This is a genomic window from Celerinatantimonas sediminis, from assembly GCF_046054195.1.
Lineage (GTDB): Bacteria > Pseudomonadota > Gammaproteobacteria > Enterobacterales > Celerinatantimonadaceae > Celerinatantimonas.
The window spans coordinates 51,514-72,997 of sequence record NZ_JBEQCS010000010.1 but is presented as its reverse complement, the minus strand read 5'-3'; the positions used below and the strand labels follow the sequence as shown (position 1 = coordinate 72,997).

Annotated in this window: 17 protein-coding genes; 8 read left to right on the top strand and 9 right to left on the bottom strand. The window is 42.7% G+C overall.

Annotated elements, in window-relative coordinates; translation table 11 throughout:
* Nucleotides 1-168 precede the first annotated feature (168 nt).
* The 3 genes from ABTQ23_RS12665 to ABTQ23_RS12655 all read left to right on the top strand — a co-directional run bounded on the left by ABTQ23_RS12665 (nt 169) and on the right by ABTQ23_RS12655 (nt 4,145).
* On the top strand, nt 169-756 hold the full coding sequence (locus ABTQ23_RS12665) for a TetR/AcrR family transcriptional regulator (RefSeq protein WP_408616103.1): 588 nt from the start codon (nt 169-171) through the stop codon (nt 754-756).
* A gap of 59 nt (nt 757-815) precedes the next feature.
* Nucleotides 816-1,979, top strand: a complete 1,164-nt coding sequence (locus ABTQ23_RS12660) for an iron-containing alcohol dehydrogenase (protein ID WP_408616102.1) — start codon at nt 816-818, stop codon at nt 1,977-1,979.
* Nucleotides 1,980-2,198: 219 nt separating this feature from the next.
* A complete protein-coding gene (locus ABTQ23_RS12655) occupies nt 2,199-4,145 on the top strand; it encodes an MFS transporter (protein ID WP_408616101.1) in 1,947 nt (648 codons plus the stop codon).
* Between the two features lie 93 nt (nt 4,146-4,238).
* On the opposite strand, the gene ABTQ23_RS12650 is transcribed toward ABTQ23_RS12655, so the two are convergent.
* The 5 genes from ABTQ23_RS12650 to ABTQ23_RS12630 form a co-directional block, all read right to left on the bottom strand.
* Nucleotides 4,239-4,949, bottom strand: coding sequence for a TerC family protein (locus ABTQ23_RS12650; protein WP_408616100.1), 711 nt, complete (start codon nt 4,947-4,949; stop codon nt 4,239-4,241).
* A 457-nt stretch (nt 4,950-5,406) separates the two neighbouring features.
* Entirely contained in the window at nt 5,407-6,891 is a 1,485-nt protein-coding gene (locus ABTQ23_RS12645) for a UxaA family hydrolase (protein WP_408616169.1), read from the bottom strand.
* 2 nt (nt 6,892-6,893) lie between these two features.
* On the bottom strand, nt 6,894-8,363 hold the full coding sequence (locus tag ABTQ23_RS12640; protein ID WP_408616099.1) for a tagaturonate reductase: 1,470 nt from the start codon (nt 8,361-8,363) through the stop codon (nt 6,894-6,896).
* Between the two features lie 35 nt (nt 8,364-8,398).
* Nucleotides 8,399-9,814, bottom strand: a complete 1,416-nt coding sequence (gene uxaC / locus ABTQ23_RS12635) for a glucuronate isomerase (protein ID WP_408616098.1) — start codon at nt 9,812-9,814, stop codon at nt 8,399-8,401.
* 510 nt (nt 9,815-10,324) lie between these two features.
* Nucleotides 10,325-11,644 carry an MFS transporter gene (locus ABTQ23_RS12630; RefSeq protein WP_408616097.1) on the bottom strand — a complete coding sequence of 440 codons (1,320 nt, stop codon included), beginning with the start codon at nt 11,642-11,644 and terminating at the stop codon, nt 10,325-10,327.
* Between the two features lie 983 nt (nt 11,645-12,627).
* On the opposite strand from ABTQ23_RS12630, the gene ABTQ23_RS12625 reads away from it, so the two are divergent.
* From ABTQ23_RS12625 to ABTQ23_RS12605, 5 genes are all read left to right on the top strand, one after another.
* Entirely contained in the window at nt 12,628-13,596 is a 969-nt protein-coding gene (locus tag ABTQ23_RS12625) for a TRAP transporter substrate-binding protein (RefSeq protein ID WP_408616168.1), read from the top strand.
* Between the two features lie 59 nt (nt 13,597-13,655).
* Entirely contained in the window at nt 13,656-14,171 is a 516-nt protein-coding gene (locus ABTQ23_RS12620) for a TRAP transporter small permease (RefSeq protein WP_408616096.1), read from the top strand.
* A gap of 5 nt (nt 14,172-14,176) precedes the next feature.
* Nucleotides 14,177-15,478 carry a TRAP transporter large permease gene (locus tag ABTQ23_RS12615; protein WP_408616167.1) on the top strand — a complete coding sequence of 434 codons (1,302 nt, stop codon included), beginning with the start codon at nt 14,177-14,179 and terminating at the stop codon, nt 15,476-15,478.
* Between the two features lie 68 nt (nt 15,479-15,546).
* A complete protein-coding gene (gene exuR, locus ABTQ23_RS12610) occupies nt 15,547-16,335 on the top strand; it encodes a transcriptional regulator ExuR (RefSeq protein ID WP_408616095.1) in 789 nt (262 codons plus the stop codon).
* Between the two features lie 176 nt (nt 16,336-16,511).
* Complete coding sequence (locus ABTQ23_RS12605) at nt 16,512-16,976, top strand: chemotaxis protein CheX (protein WP_408616094.1); 465 nt, start codon at nt 16,512-16,514, stop codon at nt 16,974-16,976.
* A 140-nt stretch (nt 16,977-17,116) separates the two neighbouring features.
* Here ABTQ23_RS12605 and ABTQ23_RS12600 read toward each other — a convergent pair whose 3' ends face one another.
* The 4 genes from ABTQ23_RS12600 to ABTQ23_RS12585 all read right to left on the bottom strand — a co-directional run bounded on the left by ABTQ23_RS12600 (nt 17,117) and on the right by ABTQ23_RS12585 (nt 21,385).
* On the bottom strand, nt 17,117-17,722 hold the full coding sequence (locus ABTQ23_RS12600; RefSeq protein ID WP_408616093.1) for a peroxiredoxin: 606 nt from the start codon (nt 17,720-17,722) through the stop codon (nt 17,117-17,119).
* A gap of 203 nt (nt 17,723-17,925) precedes the next feature.
* Nucleotides 17,926-19,329, bottom strand: coding sequence for a replicative DNA helicase (gene dnaB / locus ABTQ23_RS12595; RefSeq protein WP_408616092.1), 1,404 nt, complete (start codon nt 19,327-19,329; stop codon nt 17,926-17,928).
* A 91-nt stretch (nt 19,330-19,420) separates the two neighbouring features.
* Nucleotides 19,421-20,158, bottom strand: coding sequence for a ferredoxin--NADP reductase (locus ABTQ23_RS12590; protein WP_408616091.1), 738 nt, complete (start codon nt 20,156-20,158; stop codon nt 19,421-19,423).
* Between the two features lie 120 nt (nt 20,159-20,278).
* Nucleotides 20,279-21,385, bottom strand: a complete 1,107-nt coding sequence (locus ABTQ23_RS12585; RefSeq protein ID WP_408616090.1) for a YcbX family protein — start codon at nt 21,383-21,385, stop codon at nt 20,279-20,281.
* Nucleotides 21,386-21,484 lie beyond the last annotated feature (99 nt).

The following is a 21,484-nucleotide window of genomic DNA, read 5'->3' as shown; positions in this document are numbered from 1 at the left end:
TCCCCTACCCAACATAACACTGAAGCTTTAGCTGTGTGATTGGATCCTCTAAACTAAAGCCAATCTTGGTTAAACTTGAATACAATCGATAACACCAAGTGACACAAATAGGTTATCTGAAAACACACGCATTTAGACGACCGGTCTAATTTATGGTACATTCACATCATGAGCAAAAAAGATACTCGCAAATACATTTTAGATACGGCTGAAGTCATTATCAGTCAAAAAGGATTTTCGGCAGTTGGAATAAATGAGCTGTTGCAGGCAGCCGAAGTGCCTAAAGGGTCTTTTTACCACTACTTTCGCTCCAAAGAAGCATTTGGTGTGGCCCTGCTAGAACATTATTTTAGCGAGTATCTCCAGCAGTTTGAGCAGCTGACCCAAGATAATAACCAAAGTGCAGAACAGTCACTATTGGCATATTGGCAGAACTGGCAAACCACCCAAAGCTGTCATTCGCATGCACACCGCTGTCTGGTCGTAAAATTGGCAGCCGAAGTAAGCGACCTCTCTGATGCGATGCGTCAAGCACTGCATATAGGGATGGAGCAAATTATCACGCATATCAGTGCGCTCGTGGAAAAAACGCAGCTGATTCAACAACAACACAGTACACAGGGAAGTCGAGAAATTGCCCAGGTTTTGTACCAGCTCTGGCTCGGTGCTAGCCTGCAGGCAAAAGTTTATCGTAGTGATGAGCCTTTTAAACTGGCAATGTCCACTACTCAAAAATGGCTTAACATAATCACTTAGCTTGTTAACTAAGTGCTTTTTCGGCCTATTTCCCTATCCTCAACAAAAAGGTTTGGAACATGAATAACTTTGATTTTTATAATCCAACTCGAATCGTATTTGGTGACAAAACCATTGCAAAACTTGATGAACTGCTAGCCAAAGACGCTAAAGTTTTGTTGCTTTATGGTGGCCAAAGTGCAAAAAAAACAGGCACGTTAGATGAAGTCAAAGCTGCATTAGGCCAACGACAGGTTGCCGAATTTGGTGGCATTGAACCGAACCCAACCTATGAAACACTGATGAAAGCAGTGGCGCTTATCAAAGCCCAAGATTTTGACTTTCTGTTGGCTGTCGGTGGCGGCTCGGTTATTGATGGCACTAAATTTATCGCCGCTGCGGCCTGTTTCGAGCAAGACCAAGACCCATGGTCAATTTTAGAAAACTATGGCAATAACATTGACAAAGCACTGCCGTTTGGTAGCGTTCTGACCCTACCCGCAACAGGCTCAGAAATGAACAATGGTGCTGTTGTGACCCATAAAGGTAAACATGCCAAATTGCCATTTCGCAGTCCATTGGTCTATCCACAGTTTTCGATTCTTGACCCAACCAAGACCTACACACTGCCAGAGCGGCAAATCGCCAACGGTGTAGTTGATGCGTTTGTTCACACTGTCGAGCAATATCTCACCTACCCAGTCAATGGCATGATTCAAGATCGCTTTGCCGAAGGGATTTTGCAGACGCTTATCGAAGTGGGTCCCAAAGCGTTGGCAGAACCTAACAATTACGACATTCGAGCAAATCTCATGTGGGCCGCAACCATGGCATTGAACGGACTCATTGGTGCTGGTGTACCGCAAGACTGGGCAACCCATATGGTAGGCCATGAGCTCACAGCTATGCATGGCATTGATCATGCGCGGACACTTGCCATTGTACTGCCGGGCATGCTCCAAATTCGCAAACAGAGCAAAGCGGCTAAACTCAAACAATACGCACAACGAGTTTGGCACATAACCGAAGGCAGTGATGAAGAAATGATCGATCAAGCCATTGCAAAAACCGAAGCATTCTTCGAGCAAATGGGTATTGGTACTCATCTGAGTGACTATAATCTAGATGAATCAACTATTGCACCGATTGCCGAACAGCTCAAAGTGCATGGCATGGTCACTTTAGGTGAAAACAACGATGTCACCCCAGAAGTCAGTGCAAGTGTGTTAAAACTGCGAGTTTAGTCAAATATGGCCCTGTCTTTGCGCCAGGGCCGATACCTGTGACCAATATATCTGCCATTTCTTGAGCGTTTTATCAGAACTTTGCCCTGTCTATCCGTTGATTAAACTAACTTATTTGATTAACTGCCTTAATCGGTTGAAAAAGTATTAACAAGCTAGCTACACTAAGGGCTGTTGTTAATTCAGACAACATCAAATCGACTTATGTAAGGATGGATTGTGGTTGTCACGCTTATCCCATTAATTTCTCTATTTGTCAGCTGTTTTATCACAATGATGGGATTTGGCCTCATTGGCCTTGTTCTGCCTGTGCGAATGGGGTGGGCAGGTTTAGATACCAGCACAATTGGTTTAGTGCTGGCGATGTATGCTGTCGGGATGCTAATCGGTGGCGTCTATAGCCGAAAGCTTATTGCCCGAGTGGGCCATATTCGAATGTTTGCCGCTTGCGCTTCATTAGGTGCGATTAGTGTTCTGGCTTTTTCCTTAACAAACAGCACGTTGATGTGGGCTCTGTTTCGAACCATTCTCGGTTTTTGCAGTGCCTGTACATTTGCCGCTATTGATGGCTGGCTAAGCGATGAAGCCAGCGACACCAATCGCGGCAAAATTTTGGCCATGAGCCAAATTACTGTGATGTCCGCGATGTTTGTCAGTCAGTTCATGATTAACCTCGCCCCTATCGATCAACCAACTCTATTTGTGATTAGCGGCATTTTATTTTGTGCCGGATTAATCCCGCTGGTCATGAGCCGCCGTAAAGGCCCAGAAGTTCATGAAACCACCAGCATGTCGCTATTAACTCTATTAAAAAAATCGCCTCTTGGGGTCATGAGCTGTTTTGCCAGTGGGCTTTTTTACGGCGCATTAATGAATATGTTGCCGCTATTTGCAGCGCACCACCAAATTGTTGGGTTTATGTTGTCCTTATTTATGGCCGCCGCGGTAATGGGCTCATTTGTTTTACAATTTCCAATCGGGATTTTATCTGACCGTTTTGACCGTCGAACAGTCTTGTTTTATCTGATTGCCTTTAACATTGTGGTCACGGCCCTAATCCCATTGGCTGCACAATATCAACTAGAAACAGCAATGATGGTTACTACCGGGATCGCCAATGGCATTTTCACCTGTCTTTATCCATTGAGTATTTCTGAAACATTTGACCGTATTCAAAAATCGGATATGGCTGCGGCAATGGGCGGCTTATTAATCGTTTACGCGTTAGGTGATATTGTGGGCCCACTGGGAGCTTCCTATGTGATGCAGCATTTTGGTGATGTGGCGCTCTTTGGGTTTTTAATTATCACCCAGTTAGCCCTATTAGGATTTGTGGTGTATCGGATGCGCGCTCGCGAAGCTCTGCCTATCGATGTACAGGAAAGCTTTGTGATGCACACCGAGGCAGGCTCAGCGTTGTACGATCTTGACCCGCGTATTCCGCAAGATGACTCACAAACGCCCGATAACCTAGAAACGCAGGTAGCAGCAACCATTGCCGAGCAAAGTCCCGCAGCAGCGGTGCGAATGGCAATTGAAATTGCTCAAACAGCGCCAGAAAAAGCAGCAGAGCTGTGTACTCGTCTTGCTCAGATAGACGATATCGAAGTGGGCCGTCTCTATAGTGCTATCGTTCAAGCCGCTCCGGAGCTTAGCCAAGATATTGCCGATGCGCTGGCAAGCAACGCGCCTGAGCAAACTGCTGAGTTAGTTGCCTGGCTCAGTGACCATCATCCAGAAAAACTACAAGATATCGTGCTGGCAATTGCCAATCAATATCCGCAAGCAGACGATGATAGCTCAGATGAAGAACCAGAGTTGCCCGAACAAGATGAGCAAGAGCAAGAAGAACCGATGCGTCCAGCCGACCTTGAAGCATATCAAGAATCAGCTGCCGAATTGGTGGCCCATTATGTTGAAAATCGCCCTCAAGACGCGGTTAAAATCGCTGCAGCAGTCGTTGAAAATGTTCCAGAAGCTGCCTCTGATATTGTAGAAATTTTGCACGAAGCCGAGCAGATTGATAATCAGGAGTTAAGCTCGGATATTCGCCAACATCAAGAGCAAGAGCAAGAGCAAGAGCAAGAGCAAGAGCAAGAGCAAGAGCAAGAGCAAGAGCAAGAAGATAAAACCGCAACAGATAAAGATAAACCATCAAATTCTTAAGTTAAAAGCTAACTTATCTATGAAAATGGTTTTTAGATGACAATAAAAAACTGCGCCTCATTTGGCGCAGTTTTACTATCCCAATAAGGTCAATTAGTTTTGCTGGCGATGTTTAAACAACAGATTGAGCATTTCCACACCGATAGAGAAGAACATCGCAAAGTAGATGTACCCTTTAGGAACTTCGATATGAAATCCTTCCAAAATCAGGGTAAAGCCTACTAACAATAAAAATGCCAAAGCCAAAATTTTCACCGATGTATGTTTTTCTAAAAAATCTCCAATCGATTTAGCCGCTAACATCATTACCAATACGGCGACCACAACCGCTGCCATCATAATAAACAGATGCGGTGAAAGTCCCACAGCGGTAATCACAGAATCTAAGCTAAAGACGATGTCCAATAGCATAATCTGAATAATCGCTGCAAAAAATGAAGGTGCGCCACGAGGTTCACCTTCTTCAGCCCCTTCAATGGTTTCGTATATTTCAGTGGTAGATTTCCACAATAGGAAGAGCCCACCCAACAACATCAGCAGATCGCGAGCAGAGATTCCGTTGCCAGCAATAAAAAACAGCGGGTGTAACAGATGGCTGACCCATGCCACTAAGGACAATAAAACCAATCGCATACACATGGCAGCGAGCAAACCAACTTGCCGAGCTTTACCTCGTTGGCGTTCAGGAAGTTTTGAGACGACCAGAGTCAAGAACACGATGTTATCGATTCCAAGAACAATCTCTAACAACGTTAATGTTCCTAACGCCAGCCAGGCGTTTGGATCCACAATCCAACTGAGCATAATAATGAGCTACCGCATAATCAAATAGCGGGCCATTATAGCCAGTTCAGTCCATGATCAACAAGACACGTTTAATGATAATTTTATTGCCTGATACAACGGGAGATTAAATAAATTTTAGTCAGGGGCTGTTGACCTTTTGTGATTAGTTTTGCAGCAATCTGAGAGGAATTTAGGCAGATAAACGTTGTGCCGTGTAGCATTCTCCACAAAAAACGTTTAACGCTGGATAAATTCCTCTCAGATACTGCCCTTCGGGTTCATTTAAACACATCCTGAACTTTGTTGCTCCCTGCTTGCTTCACTCAATAAGCGACACAGGATGCGCCGCGTTCAAAATGCGTTTAATTTGAACAAAATTCAACCACCAAAGATCAACAGTCCCTAGCATATACAAAAAAGGCATCCTTAACGGATGCCCTATGACAATACTGCCTATTTCTGCAGTTATTAGACGCTATAACGTTACGCCTAATTTGAAGATAGCCAGTTCTTTAAATTCATTAACTTCGTTGCGAGTTGGCTGACCATTGACTAAGGTCACCAATTTATCGACAAATTTAATTAACTGCTCTTGCATTGTCACGCCTTCTAACAGCGTACCAGCATTAAAATCAATCCAATGTGGTTTACGATTAGCAAGCTCTGTATTGGTTGCAATCTTCATGGTTGGCACTGGCCCACCATAAGGAGTACCGCGACCTGTACTAAAGAGCACCATATGGCACCCAGCAGCAGCTAAAGCACTGGTCGCAACCGCATCGTTACCCGGAGCACTGAGCAAGTTCAAACCATGGTGTTTTAAGCGTTCACCATAATGAAGCACATCAATAACCTGACTCTGGCCTGATTTTTGAGTACAACCTAAAGATTTATCTTCAAGTGTTGAAATCCCACCGGCTTTGTTTCCCGGTGATGGATTCTCATAAATTGGCTGTTTGTGTTCGATAAAGTAGCTTTTGAAGTCATTGATCATAGCGACCAATTTTTCAAAGGTTTCTTTATCTTTACAGCGAGACATTAGCAAGCGTTCAGCACCAAACATTTCTGGAACTTCAGTTAGAACGGTTGTGCCACCGTTACTAATGAGGTAATCAGAAAAGGCTCCTAGCATTGGGTTCGCTGTGATGCCAGAAAAGCCATCAGAACCGCCACATTCAAGACCAAAACGTAATTCGCTGAGTTTGCCAGGTTCACGTTTGTCTTGCTTCATTTCTGCGAGCAGTTCTTTAAGCTGATTCACGCCGTATTCAACTTCATCAAGCTGAGCCTGACAAACCATAAAACGAACGCGATCGCCATGCTCACCCAAAGTATCTTCAAATGCGCCGATCTGGTTGTTTTCACAACCTAAGCCAACCACCAGCACGCCACCGGCGTTCGGGTGCTTAACCATATCCTGCAAAATAGTACGGGTAGTAAGATGATCATCGCCTAACTGAGAACAACCATAGGTATGTTCAAGTAAGTGAATGCCGTCGATAGCTGAGAGATCTTCTTCTTTTTCCAGACGTTTAATCATCTGTTTTGCCATACCGTTGACACAGCCAACGGTAGGAACAATCCACAACTCGTTACGAACACCAACTTCTCCGTTGGGGCGGCGATAGATCATTACATCGCGATCAGCCATCTGTTCTTTCAATGAAACATCAACAGGTTCATAGCTATAACTATCCAAATCACTCAGATTAGTTTTCAAATTATGAGCATGTAGGTGTTCACCGGCTCCAACAGCTGCCAGCGTATGGCCAATAGCCTGGCCATACTTAATCACTTGTTCATTTTCAGCTAAAGCATGCAGAGCAAGTTTATGTCCTTTTGGAACATCGCTGCCAAGCTTTATTTGTTGCCCTTGATGCTCAATCACTTCGCCAGCTTTAAGCTCTGTCAAAGCAACCAGAACATTGTCGAGCGGATGGATTTGGATGACTGATTGCATCATTACCCCCTTAACGCAGCAGTCAGCGCTTCACGAGCACCTTTTTCAACAATCTGCTGCAAAGATTCAGTAACCTGTTCAACTAAACCTGGAACTTTAGTTAAATCTTGTTCCCAATGTTCAGCATCACCTAAGGCTGCTGTCACAAGATCTGTATAAGACAACTGGCCAGCTTTTACTTTAGCCCAATTTTCACTGAAGAAAGTCAGCCATTTTTCGTCATCTTTAAGTGGAATAGCATCCCCATTACGTTCACCGCGATAAAACGCCAGTAATGCTGCCAGAGCAAATGTTAAACGTTTTGGCAACTGCTGATGCAACTGCTGGAAACGTAACAACTGAGGCAAAATACGAGTCCGGTATTTCGTCATGCTATTAAGCGAAATAGACAACAGTTGGTGTTTAATGAACGGGTTTTTAAAGCGAGACAGAACATCTTTTGCAAATGATTCCAGCTCATCTTTTGGCAGATTCAGCGTTGGAATGATTTCATCAAAAATAGCGCCATTAACGAAAGCTAACAGCTGTTCATCATCCATTGCTTCACCAACAGTATCCAGGCCAGCAAGATAAGCAACCGGAACCATTGAAGTATGAGCACCGTTTAAGATAGCCACTTTACGGTCTTTGTATGGCTGGATATCGTCAACGATTTTAATGTTTAATTTGGCATCATCGCTGAGCTCATTCAAGCACAAACTTTCGCTGAGTGATTGAGGACCTTCAATCACAAACAGATAGAAGTATTCAGCAGTATCAACAAACTGGTCTTGATAACCAAATTCTTCTTGAAGCTCTGCGTGTTCATCACGAGGGAAACCAGTCACAATACGGTCAACCAGTGTTGAACAGAATGTATTGTCATTTTCTAGCCAAGCTGTGAATTCTTGTGGCAGATCCCACTCTTTAGCATAACGTTCAACCAAAGCTTTCAGTTGATCACCGTTATGGTCAATCAACTCACAAGGCAACAAGATTAAGCCTTTGTCTTTAGCACCGTTGAAGTGGTTAAAACGTTCAAATAGTAAACGCGTCAGTTTAGCAGGGTAGCTTACTGGTGGCTCATCAGTGAGTTTGTCGCCAGCGTGGTAGCTGATCCCGGCTTCAGTGGTATTGGAAAACAAAAATTGAATGTTTTCGTCACGAGCCAAAGCAAGTACTTCATCAAACTGTTTGTAGCAGTTCAACTCACGGTTGACACTGCGAATAATACGAGGCTGACGAACCGGTTTGCCTTCTTCGTTCAGACCACGAATCAGTGTGGTGTATAACCCATCCTGAGTGCTCAGGCTAGGTGGAAAATCGGAATCAATAGGTCGAATAATAACCACCCCACCATTAAATGAGGTGCTTTCATTCAATTTATCAATCTGCCAATCAACAAAGGCACGTAAAAAGTTCCCTTCGCCAAATTGAATTACTTTGTCAGGATAACTAGCACCTGGAAAGTCTTTTCGATTTAATTGTTTCATATATATTTCACCATTCAATTGACTAAGATCTGGGCTTATTCGCCCAATTCAACGCCAAAGTAGTTACGTGCATTATTAAAGCAGATATCTTCCACCATTGATCCTAACCATTTTAGATCATTTGGAGCTTCACCAGCTTCCACCCAATGACCGATCATTTGGCAAAGGATACGACGGAAGTATTCATGACGAGTATAAGATAGGAAGCTACGGCTATCGGTAAGCATCCCAACAAAACGACTTAACAGACCAAGCTGTGCAAGCTGTGTCATCTGACGTTGCATGCCATCTTTTTGGTCATTGAACCACCAGCCAGAACCAAACTGCATTTTTCCAGGGATTGCATCACCTTGGAAGTTACCAATCATGGTTCCTAAAACTTCGTTATCACGAGGGTTCAAGCAGAACAGGATAGTTTTTGGCAGTTGGTTAGTTGAAGCCTGAGAATCCAACAGTTTAGATAAATTAGCAGCAACTGGTTCATCGTGAATTGAGTCAAAACCAGTATCTGGACCCAACTGGCCAAACTGGTATGAGTTGTTATCACGAAGTGCACCGATGTGATACTGCTGAACCATGCCACGACGATGATATTCGTGACCTAAGAACAACAATACAGCGGTTTTAAATGCATCGACCTGGTCTTTGCTTAAAGTTTCACCGGCGCGGCGAGCAGCAATCATCTGATCCAGTGCAGCTTCATCAGCTTCACCGTATGGAACAGTATCCAATGCATGGTCAGCAACTTTACAACCCAATTTCTGGAAATGGTCCAGACGGTTAGACAATGCTTGAGTTAAGTCAGCAAAACGGCTGATTTCAACATCTGCGGCCTGACCTAATTTAGTCAGATAATCGACGAAGATAGGTGCATCGATTTTGAAAGCTTTGTCAGGGCGGAAAGATGGTAGCACTTTAATTTTAAAGCTACTGTCTTGTGCAATCTGAGAGTGATATTCCAGTGAATCAGCTGGATCATCAGTTGTCCCAACCATTTTGACATTCATCTGTTCCATGATGCCACGAGCAAAGAATTCTGGCTGAGCCAGCAGTTCGTTACATTCATTCCAGATTGAATCTGCGGTTTTTGGTGTCAGCAGTTTATCAGTTAAACCAAATGGGCGACGCAACTCTAAATGAGTCCAATGGAAAATTGGGTTACCAATGGTATAAGGAACTGTTGCTGCAAATGCTTTAAATTTGTCGTAATCGCTAGCATCACCAGTACAAAAACGTTCTTCAACACCGTTTGAACGCATTGCTCGCCATTTGTAGTGGTCACCTTTCAACCAAATGTCATAAAGGTTGTTAAATTGATAATTTTGCGCGATTTGTTCAGGTGGAAGGTGACAGTGGAAATCGAAAATTGGCTGATCTTTAGCATAGTCATGATAAAGGTGCCGAGCGAAATCGGTGTCGAGTAAGAAGTCTTCAGTCAAAAACGAGCTCATTATTCACTCCAATAAAAGGTGCTAAGCTTCCTGCTATATTGTTTAGTAGTTTATAGCAGTCATACTTACGATTCAAAATGTGTTATACCAATTATTCTACTTCTTCGAAAGACTGTCTACGAGTATTCTTCTTTTTGCTAGTCTCATCACAGATTATTGGTAAAAAAATAACCTATTCCCTTTTTTTTGACCTTAGTCACCTTTTCATTATTTCTAGTAAACATTAAAAATATGTAAACAATTTAGAGTGAATTGTTATACCAATATTTAAAGTTATTGAATTGGTGATCAAACAATGAAAATAGACATTAATGACCGGCAATATAACTGAGAAATTAGCAAATCATACTTTGCTGACAGAGTGTTATAGCTCCAAAGAAATAAACTATAACTGGCCATGATAAGTACTTTATTTAATAGATAGACAAAATGTTTAAAAAATATGCGTTCAACATGATGAAGATGTAGCAGATGAGAGGTTGCCCTCCCATCTTGCTCATTCATATCAGGTTATTTAGCAGCTAAGTTAGGGTCACTTACTGGCGCTTCTAGTGATTCACTTTCTTCGGTTTGTTCAGCGCTAACCGCTTCATTATTTTTAAGCAGGCTGAACAGGATAATCGCCCCTAAGATATCGAACACAGATAGCACTGCGAACAATGGGCTAAAGCCAATCACATCACACAGAGCCCCTACAACCAGTGCAAACAGAGTACTAGCAGTCCACGCAGCCATACCAGTTAAACCGTTAGCAGTTGCGACTTCATGCGGTTCAAATACATCTGATGACAAGGTAATTAACGCCCCAGACAAAGACTGGTGAGCAAACCCGCCGATACACAATAAGCCGATTGCAATATAAGGGTTGCCGAACACGCCAATGAGACCAGGGCCAATCATTAATACAGCACCTAATAGCACAACCAATTTACGAGAAACGACGAGGTTAACGTGGAAGAATTTCTGGAACATGACAGGCATGTAACCACCTAAGATACAACCCACATCAGCAAAGACCATTGGCATCCAGGCAAAGATAGCAATCTCTTTTAAATCAAAACCATAGGTTTTAACCATGAATAGTGGGATCCAGGCATTAAAAGTCCCCCAAGCAGGTTCTGCCAAGAACCGAGGCAATGCAATACCCCAGAATTTTTTCTGGCGGATCAGGACCAAGAAGTGCACTTTCTCTTTTACGGCTTTAACTTTTGGCTGACCATCGGTGATGTATTTATATTCTTCTTCACTCAAATGTTTTTGTTTGGAAGGATGAAAATATGAATATGCCCACAACGCAACCCAGGCTAGAGAAAACAGACCAACGATAATAAATGCTAAACGCCAGCTCTGATACATAATCGCCCATACAACGATTGGCGGAGCGAAAACAGCACCAATAGATGAACCAACGTTGAAGTAACCGACTGCAACAGAGCGTTCTTTAGAAGGGAACCATTCAGTTGATGCTTTAAGACCTGATGGGATCATCGCACTTTCAGCAAAACCGCCAAGCCCGCGAGCTGCGGCTAAACCGACCCAGCCATTGGCAAATGAGGCAGTAATTGCAAAAGCCCCCCATAACAGAGCAAAAATACCGTAGCCCAGTTTAGTTCCCAGTGTGTCAACAATGAAACCAGTAATAGGTTGGGCGATGGTATAACACGCAGAAAACGCGGCAATAATATATGAATACTGCTGAGTAGTAATATGTAACTCAGACTGCAATGTTGGTGCAGCGGCAGCAATGGTATTACGGGTCAAATAGCACAGAATTGTGCCTAATGTGACCAGCGCGATCATATACCAACGCATCCCTCTAATTTTACGCATAGTAACTCCGTCAATATGTATGGGCTAAAGCAAAATCAACCTCTGATTCCTGTTGAAATTGCGATGTAGCAGACCAAAAGGAAAAATAAAATTTATATGATGTTTAACCGTTATTGGTTATACCAAATCTATGAATTGGTCTAATTCTCTTATTTTTGGTAGTACACCTTACTTGATCCTCATCAAATTAGAGAGGTAATGACGGGTATGAGATTCATTTAATGTGACACAGTTATCATTTTTTCGAGTGTTAACGGAAAAAACCGTGACAGAATTAAAATTACCAAAACAATGATAATTAATTAGTCAATTATGAGAGATAGGACACAGACAGGATAATATTGGTATAACAACTTTATTATTAATTAGCGAAAATTAGCAATCTAATATTTTAATTAATTATTGCATAATACATTTAATACCAATTGGTATTTATAAACCAAAGAGGTTGATAACTTCCGATAAAAGTCAGTTGAAGATTTATTTTTTGTAAATGTTTTAATATACAAATAAATGCTCAAATAGAGCATTTTTCGATTTATCTATAAACCAGATAAAAACCATAAAATTGTCGATAAAACAGAGATGAAAAGTACGGATAGGCTAAAATAAAAACCCAAGAAATTATAAAAAATACAATAAAATCAATATATTATAATTTATTTTAACAAAATATTTTTCATAAAAATAACATAAGCAACTACATTTTTATTACTAATAAATAAAATAACTATCCTTTTATTAGTCATATAAGTTTATTAAAACCCTTTATAAAACGTGATCAAAATCTCCTTTCTAACTAATAACACGCCATCCCAAATAAAGACCTTCAAAATTGTGATGGTTCTCAACTTTAATATATATCATACCAATTATATTACCGCTGGATAACTTATAGGACAGGACGTTCCCATCTATTGGTATTGTCTGAAGAACCTATCTCTAACCTTTACAAATGGGGTATTAGTTTTATGAAATGGAAAATGAAAGCCTTATCACTGAGTGTTTTGCTCGCTGCACCTCTTACTGTTGCCAGTTTGTCAGCTCAAGCTGTCACACTAAAACTTGCGCATAACCTGCAAGCTGACCACGTGGTTGCCGTTACTCTGCGCCATATGGCCAAAGAAATCAGTGATAAAACCAATGGCAAAGTAAAAATTCGTATTTATGGTGACAGCCAGATGGGCGGCCCTCGTCAGACTTTGGAAATGCTCCAACAAGGCGCACTTTCAATGACTAAAGTCAGTGCCAGTGAATTGGAACCATTTGAACCTGCTTTCTCTATCTTTAGCTTACCTTATCTATTCCGCAGCCCTGCGCACTTCGATAAAGTCGTATTTGGCCCAGTCGGACATGAAATGGAACAGCTACCGAAGAAAAATGGCTTTGTTCTGTTAGCAGCATATGAAGCAGGTACTCGTAGCTTCTATGGTAAAAAAGCAATTAGAGAACCTGCTGATGTCAAAGGCTTAAAAATTCGCGTAGTTTCAACACCAACCACCAACAAAATGATCGAATTGCTCGGCGGCTCACCTGCTCCAATTCCATTTGGTGAAATTTATACTGCTCTGCAACAAGGCGTGGTTGATGCAGCAGAAAACAACATTCCGTCTTATGTTCAGACGCGTCATGTTGAAATTGCTAAATACTACTCTGAAGACCAACACACTTCTGTACCTGATTTTCTGGCCATCTCAACCATGGCAATGCAACGTTTAACTCCTGAACAACAGGAAGTTGTTAAACAAGCAGCTCGTGACTCAGAAAAATATGAGAAAAAACTGTGGGATGCTCAGGTTCAAAAATCTAAAGCAGAAGCTATCAAACTGGGAGCTACTTTCGTAAAAGTTGACAAAGCAGCATTCCAAAAAGCAATGAAACCGCTTTGGGATGAATTCGAAAAAGATCCTGTTAAATCCAAATGGCTGAACAAAATCGAAGCTGTTAAATAGAAATTCTACCAAGGACGAACAGCCGGACATGCCAGTGTCCGGCTATGCAGGAGTAAAATATGCGTCTGGAATCCTTTAAAAAACCCGTTGATTTAGTGGTTGCTACAATTTGTGTCGTTGTTATGACCTCTTTGGTGGTCTGCGTTGTATGGCAGGTCTTTAGTCGTTGGGTGCTCAATGCCCCTAGTACTTTCACCGATGAGATCGCACGTTTTAGTATGATCTGGGTAGGCTTGCTAGGCGCAGCTTATACCGTCGGCGCACAACGTCACTTGGCAATCGACTTAGCGGTTGCTCACCTGACCGGAGTAAAAAAACGAATTTGTACAATTTATACCAATCTTTGTGTCTTAGCTTTTGCAGCTAGCGCGATGATTTGGGGGGGCATTCACTTAGCAACACGTGTCATGCAAAGTGGTCAAGTTTCTCCCGCGATGCAAGTCCCAATGGCTTATGTATATGCTGTTCTGCCTCTTGCCGGCATTATTATGTGTTACTACAGCCTGTTATTTATTTTGGATGCAATTGTCCATATTAATCAACCTGACGATGATGTTCACGAGGAGCAAGCATAATGGATATGGAATGGTTGACAGCGCTGATTATGTTCGGCAGCTTCTTTATCTTAGTTTTTAGTGGCGTGCCTATTTCGTTTTCGATTGGTTTGGCATCACTATTATCATGTTTTACCTTGCTTCCGCCTCAAGTTGCCTTGGCAATTTTGGGACAAAAAGTTGCAACAGGCTTAGATAGCTTCTCGTTACTTGCCATCCCATTCTTTATTTTAGCTGGGATTTTAATGAACAACGGCGGTATCGCCCAAAGGCTGATTAACTTCTCGCAAGTCATCGTTGGTCGGATGCCTGGTTCATTGGGCCACGTAAACGTAATGGCTAATATGATGTTTGGTTCTATCTCAGGTTCTGCTGTTGCAGCTTGTGCCGCAGTTGGCGGAACCATGGCACCAATGCAGAAAAAAGCCGGTTATCCAGCGCCATATTCTGCAGCGATTAACGTAACATCATGTATTACAGGGCTTTTGATTCCACCTTCAAACGTGTTAATCGTTTATGCATTAACAGCAGGTGGCTTATCTGTTGCCGCGCTATTTATGGCAGGTTACATCCCAGGGATCCTTATGGGTCTGTCGGTTATGATAGTTGGCGCAGTTATCGCCAAACGCCGTAACTACCCAATCGCAGCACGCCCAACCTTCAAACAGGTTATTAAAGCGTTCCTTGATGCTGTGCCAAGTATGTTATTGGTTGTCGTCGTAATGGGCGGGATCTTAGCAGGGATTTGTACAGCTACAGAAGCCTCTGCAATTGCGGTGGTTTATACCTTTATTCTGTCGGTCTTTGTCTATCGCGAGATCAAACCTAAACAGTTGCCAAAAATTATTCTTGAATCAGTTGTAATGACATCAATTGTATTGATGCTGATTGGGGTATCTGTTGGGATGTCTTGGGTTATGACAGATGCAGAAATTCCAAATACCATTGCTGAAGGTCTGTTATCAGTATCGAGCAACCCAATTATCATCTTGCTGATGATTAACATCATCCTGTTAGTTGTTGGGGTGTTCATGGATATGACGCCAGCGGTACTGATTTTCACACCAATCTTCTTACCAATTGCAACTCGCATTGGTATGGACCCAGTACATTTTGGTATCATGATGGTAGTTAACTTATGTATTGGATTATGTACACCACCAGTAGGTAGTGCTCTGTTCGTCGGTTGCTCTGTAGCTAATCTGAAAATTCAAAATTTGATTAAACCAATGCTTCCATTTTTTGCAGCACTGGTCGTATCGTTACTGTTGATTACTTACATCCCACAATTGAGTCTGTTTTTACCTAAGTTATTCGGGTTATATTAGCGCCCTTTCCTCTGGGGACATGATGTCCCCAGAGTATTTCTTCGTTGAATCTACTAGGATTTGGATCTGTGAATAATATCGATACGAGTTTTCACCCCAAAAGGCTTTATCAATCTATTGCCGCCAAGCTAAAAGCTCAGATTGCATCGGGCATTTATCAGGTTGGAGATAGATTACCAGCTGAAAGACTAATTGCTGAAACCATGAATGTAAGCCGAACGGTCATTCGTGAAGCGATTATCATGTTGGAAGTGGAAGGATTAGTCGAAGTAAGGAAAGGATCCGGGATTCATATCATCGCCTCTCAGGTTTCATCTGCTGATGAAACGCTTGAAAATGCCAATGATGGATTATTAACCGCTGGTCCATTTGAGCTACTACAGGCCCGGCAGTTATTAGAAAGTAATATTGCCGAATTTGCAGCAACCCAAGTTACCAAACAAGATATCCTTGAATTAACCCGAATCGTTGAACAGGGCCGTTATGAAGACAGAGCTCGAGATTCAGCTTGGGATAAACAATTCCATATTCAGGTCGCTAAAGCGACACAAAACTCAGTTCTAGTCATCGTTATCGAGAACCTTTGGGTTCATCGGGATAAAAACCCCTATTGGTTGAAACTTCATTCTCATATTGACGATAAAGCGATAGATAGCTGGACATCAGATCATGAGCAAATTTTACGAGCACTGATGCGTAAAGATCCTCGCGAAGCCAAACTGACGACTTGGCAGCATCTTGAAAACACCAAGGAAATGCTCTTTAAAGCCACCAATTTTGATGGTGATTTGCAAGATGACCGATACCTATTTTCGGAAAACCCTGTTATCCATTTGAATAACTCGGTAAAAAAATAAGCTAACTGTTTGAGTTTACTACCTAACTGCTCACATATAAGTTGATCCCTAAAAGATATGCTGACATGATGATGTAACTTTTTTCACATCGTCAGCTATATTGACTATGTTTTAAGAGGTGGATGGTAGAAGTTTAGTATTCTGCCCATATTCTCGGTGAGGGATATCAAACTATTATGGAAGCAAAGTTCGTCAACCCATTTTTAAGTTCATTACTCAATGTCGTTAGTACCATGGCCCAGCTTGAGCTCAAGCCTCAGGCGCCACGACTCAAAAAAGACGACGTTGCCCGTGGGGATGTTTCTGGTGTCATAGGGATGATAGGGCCAACAACGAAAGGGTCTTTTTCGGTAAGTTTTGATAAATCATTATCTCTTGAGATCATGCGCCGCATGTTAGGGGAACAACCTAAATCGATTAATGACGAAGTGACTGACATGGTCGGTGAAATTACCAACATGGTCACTGGTGGCGCAAAACGCATTTTGGCCGAACAGGGGTATGAATTTGATATGGCAACACCGATTGTTGTCTCAGGCCCTGGTCATACAATTCAGCATAAATCTGATGGTGCAAAGATTTTAATGCCATTTACATCCGATTATGGCCATGCAACCATCGAAATTTGTTTTGATAAATAAGCATGATGATTTTTTGCTCAAAGTAGAAGTTTAACGCGCTGATTTTAATCTAAACAAACTGTTTTTAATCACTTAAAAGCCAATAAAAAAGCCCGCATTTGCAGCGAGCTTTTTTGATTTCAAAATACCAATGTATCAGATTACAGGTTATCTGCGTTTTCTGACAGGTAAGCTGCAACACCGTCAGGTGATTCTTTCATACCTTTTTTACCTGCTTCCCATTGAGCAGGACAAACTTCACCATGTTCCTGATGGAATGCCAAAGCATCAACCATACGCAACATTTCATCGATATTACGACCCAGAGGCAGATCATTAACAACCTGGTGACGAACAACACCGTCTTCGTCAATCAGGAATGAACCACGAAAAGCAACACCAGCTTCTGGATGTTCAACATCATATGCTTGGCAGATTTCATGTTTAACATCAGCAACCAGTGGGAATTTCACAGCACCGATACCACCATCTTTGGTAGCGGTGTTACGCCATGCATTATGGGTAAACTGAGAATCGATTGAAACACCGATGACTTCAACACCTTTTTTATTAAATTCAGCCAGACGATGGTCAAAAGCAATAATTTCAGATGGGCAGACAAAAGTGAAGTCCATTGGATAGAAGAAAACTACCGCTTTTTTACCTTTAGTGGCTTCTTTAAAGTTGAAACTATCAACGATTTCACCAGTACCTAAAACGGCAGGAGCAGTAAAATCAGGAGCAGGACGACCTACTAAAACGCTCATATTCTTTTCCTCAATGCTTGCATTTGTGGTAAAAAATTCATTGTTTTCAAATCAAAAACAATGCCCTATCAAAAACTCTGTCATTATATATGGGGATGGATCAAATGTTTTCAACATTTGAAGAATATTTTTTGAAATTTTATTAACGTCTCGACTACATTTTAGCCACGACTAAAGCAAATGAACCAAATGGCTTAGCAAAGCTATTCAAAATCGTCGAACTCAGGCCCTGCATAATTATCAAAACGAGAAAAATGCCCTTGGAACGTTAATGGCACTTTCCCAATCGGACCATTACGCTGTTTGCCGATAATCACTTCGGCCAAACCTTTGTTGTTCGGATCATCATGATAGACCTCGTCCCGATAAATAAACATGATCAAGTCTGCATCCTGCTCGATAGAGCCTGATTCACGCAAGTCCGAGTTCACCGGGCGCTTATCTGAGCGCTGCTCCAAACTACGGTTAAGCTGTGAAAGCGCCACAACTGGCACACTCAACTCTTTAGCCAGAGCTTTGAGCGAGCGTGAAATTTCGGCAATTTCCAAGGTCCGGTTTTCTGCCATCCCAGGCACCTGCATCAGCTGCAGGTAGTCAATCATAATCAGGCTCAATCCGCCATGCTCTCGGGCGACTCGCCGCGCTCTGGATCGAACTTCAGTCGGCGTCAAACCAGAGGAGTCATCGATATACATTTTACCTTTGTCAGCCACCAAACCCATCGTCGATGACAATCGCGCCCAATCGTCATCATCAAGATTACCAGTTCGAATCTTAGTTTGGTCAATACGCCCTAAAGATGCGAGCATACGCATCATAATCTGCTCTGAGGGCATCTCAAGACTAAAGACGAGTACTGGCTTATCTTGCGTCATAGCGGCGTATTCAGCCAGATTCATGGCGAAGGTTGTTTTACCCATTGAAGGACGCGCGGCAACGATAACCAAATCGGCAGGCTGCAGACCACTGGTCATCTTGTCTAAGTCAGTAAAACCGGTTGAAACCCCCGTGACACCACCGGCACCAGGACTTTTATAGAGCTCTTCAATACGGTCTAAGGTTTCTGCCAGCAGAGTTTTAACGCCTTGGGGGCCTTCATCATTGGTCGTTCGAGCTTCAGCGATGTGGAATACTTTGCTTTCAGCAAAATCTAATAACTCACCACTTTTACGCCCTTGCGGTTCATAACCTGCATCAGCAATTTCATTCGCCACACTAATGAGCTCACGCGTGACCGCTCGCTCGCGAACAATTTCAGCATAAGCACGAATATTGGCTGCACTAGGTGTATTTTTGGCAATTTCACCTAAATAGGCAAAACCACCGATATCTTCTAACTGTTCTTGACGCTCGAGCTCTTCTGAAACGGTAACTAAATCAATTGGGTTACCCTGCTCTGCCAAACGATGCATGGCAGCGAAAATCAAGCGGTGCTGGCGCGAATAAAAATCTTGCTCAACAACCTGTTCAGCAACATCATCCCAAGAATTATTATCCAGCATCAAGCCACCCAGCACGGCTTGCTCTGCTTCAAAAGAATGCGGTGGAACTTTTAGCGCCGAAACCTGAGCATCGGAAATTTTTGTTCTATTATCTCGTTCAGCCATCTATGACTCACTTATTCAAACTGCTCGGCTATTATCCATAAAAAAAGCAGTGCTTCAATTGACTATCTTCATCAAACACTCAGAGCAAAAACTACCAATAATTTTCGACAGTCAATTGTCCGGGTTTACGGCGTAAGTTACGTGTAAAATTGCGATCTTTGAGCATATCACGAGTCTGTTTGACCATTGCTGGATTACCGCAGATCATCACCTGACACAGCTCGGGTGAAAGCGTGAAGTGGCCATACTCGCTCAATTGTTCAGTGGCGATAGCATCGGTTATCCGTCCAGACAATCCATCTTCAGGAGCTTCACGGCTGACTAACGCAATGAACTGAAAGTGCTCGTGCTCCTTAGCAATCGATTTAATCAGTGGCTGATAATTAATGTCCTGATTATAACGAACGCCCTGAACCAGGGTAATTCGCTCAAATTTTTGCCAGCATTGCTCGCTCTGTAGCATCGCCAAAAATGGCCCAACCGCAGTGCCTGTGGAAAGCATCAACAAATGGTGCGCATCAGGCACTTCATCTAGCGTAAAGAAACCCGTCGCGTGTTCAGCGATTTCTAATTCACTACCTAATGGCACTGTAGCTAACTGGGGGGATAATTTACCACCTGCCACATCGACTAGGTAAAATTCGTGCAATGTTGTGGATGGCGGATTTACAAAAGAATAGGCACGCTTAACCAATTCGCCATCTATCATCATCCCCAGCTGGGCATATTGCCCCGCTTTATAAGGCTCAAGTTGGGCCTCAACTTTGATAGAGAAAAGTGTCTCAGTCCAAAACTTACGTTCAACGAGTTTTGCTTTTAACCACTGCATAACACCTCCTGATGCTATCTAGCTAGGGGTTGTTTGCCCAAACCCAATCTAAAGGGCGTTATTTAAACGCCAACACAGATGCTTTAAACAGCGTTAGGCACAAGCTAAACAACCTTAAAATCAATCCTCCAAACTTATTACCACATCACTACGGGCAAAACAGCTGCATGCGAGAATATAGCCTTGCTCAATTTGTTGCTCCGTTAACGCATAATCGGCACCGACTTCGACGTCACCACTGATTAATTTTACTCGGCAAGCACCACAACTACCGCCCCGACAGCTACTTGAAAGTGCAATACCGGCGTTTTCAGCCACTTCTAAAATCGTATCATTAACCGCCGCTATAGCGCTCTGGGTCATTGGCTCAAAGGTGATGGTGTATTTACCTTGCTCTTCATCAGGCAACGGCTGATACTCTTGAGCTTGCATAGACTGCAAAACTTCAATTTTATCACCTCTGGCAACTTGCCCGGGCCGAGTCACTACAAAATATTGCCCAAAGATCACCTTGCCATCACTGACTCGTCGATGCAACTTTGTCAAAGAGCGAAGCGGCTCTTGGTTTGGATCTGGTTGTGCAAACTCGACATCTGTATTAATCACAGGGCAACGTGCACAAGCTTTCACGGCTAAAAGCTCCACGTCCCCAATGCGAATGCGTTGCCACGTTTCTTCAGCAAAGGCTGAATCGGCATCGATGACTATATTGGGTCTAAATTGCTCAATTTTATCAACTCGTCCAGTATAAGCATTCAAAGCTTCAAGAGACTGCCGACTTGCAACTAGCACGGGCGCACTATCTGAAAAACTAACGGGATATTCAGGAAGACTATTGACCTGGCGATGAGAATTTTGGTCATAAAAACAAAGCCTAAAATCACCACCTAAAAAGTCACTGATCCAGCTATTGGCCTTTTCACCTAAGCTTTTGGCATTGACATCTGAGCGCCAAACTCGCACATCGACTCGCCCATCATCGCCAGTTAAATCGACTTTTAGCTCAGGCATATTCGGCGCCGAAAAAATTACCGATTGCTCATCTTCTACCTGACAGTTCACCAATACTAGCTTGGGAAATGTTTTACCATTAACAAATTGTCCCCGGTGATTGACAGCCATAAAGCGCCGGTCGCCGCGAATTCCCAAACTATCAAGCTCGGCTACCTGTATTGGGTTCGCGCGGCAGCCTTTGAGGGGATAATTAAATAGAGCTTCAAGCCTCATCAAAGAATCCTTTTATTAAATTGATGCTTATAACCCTAGCTGAACAGATGACTCTTGCCAATAGGCATAAAAAAACCACGCTCAATAGCGTGGTTTTCA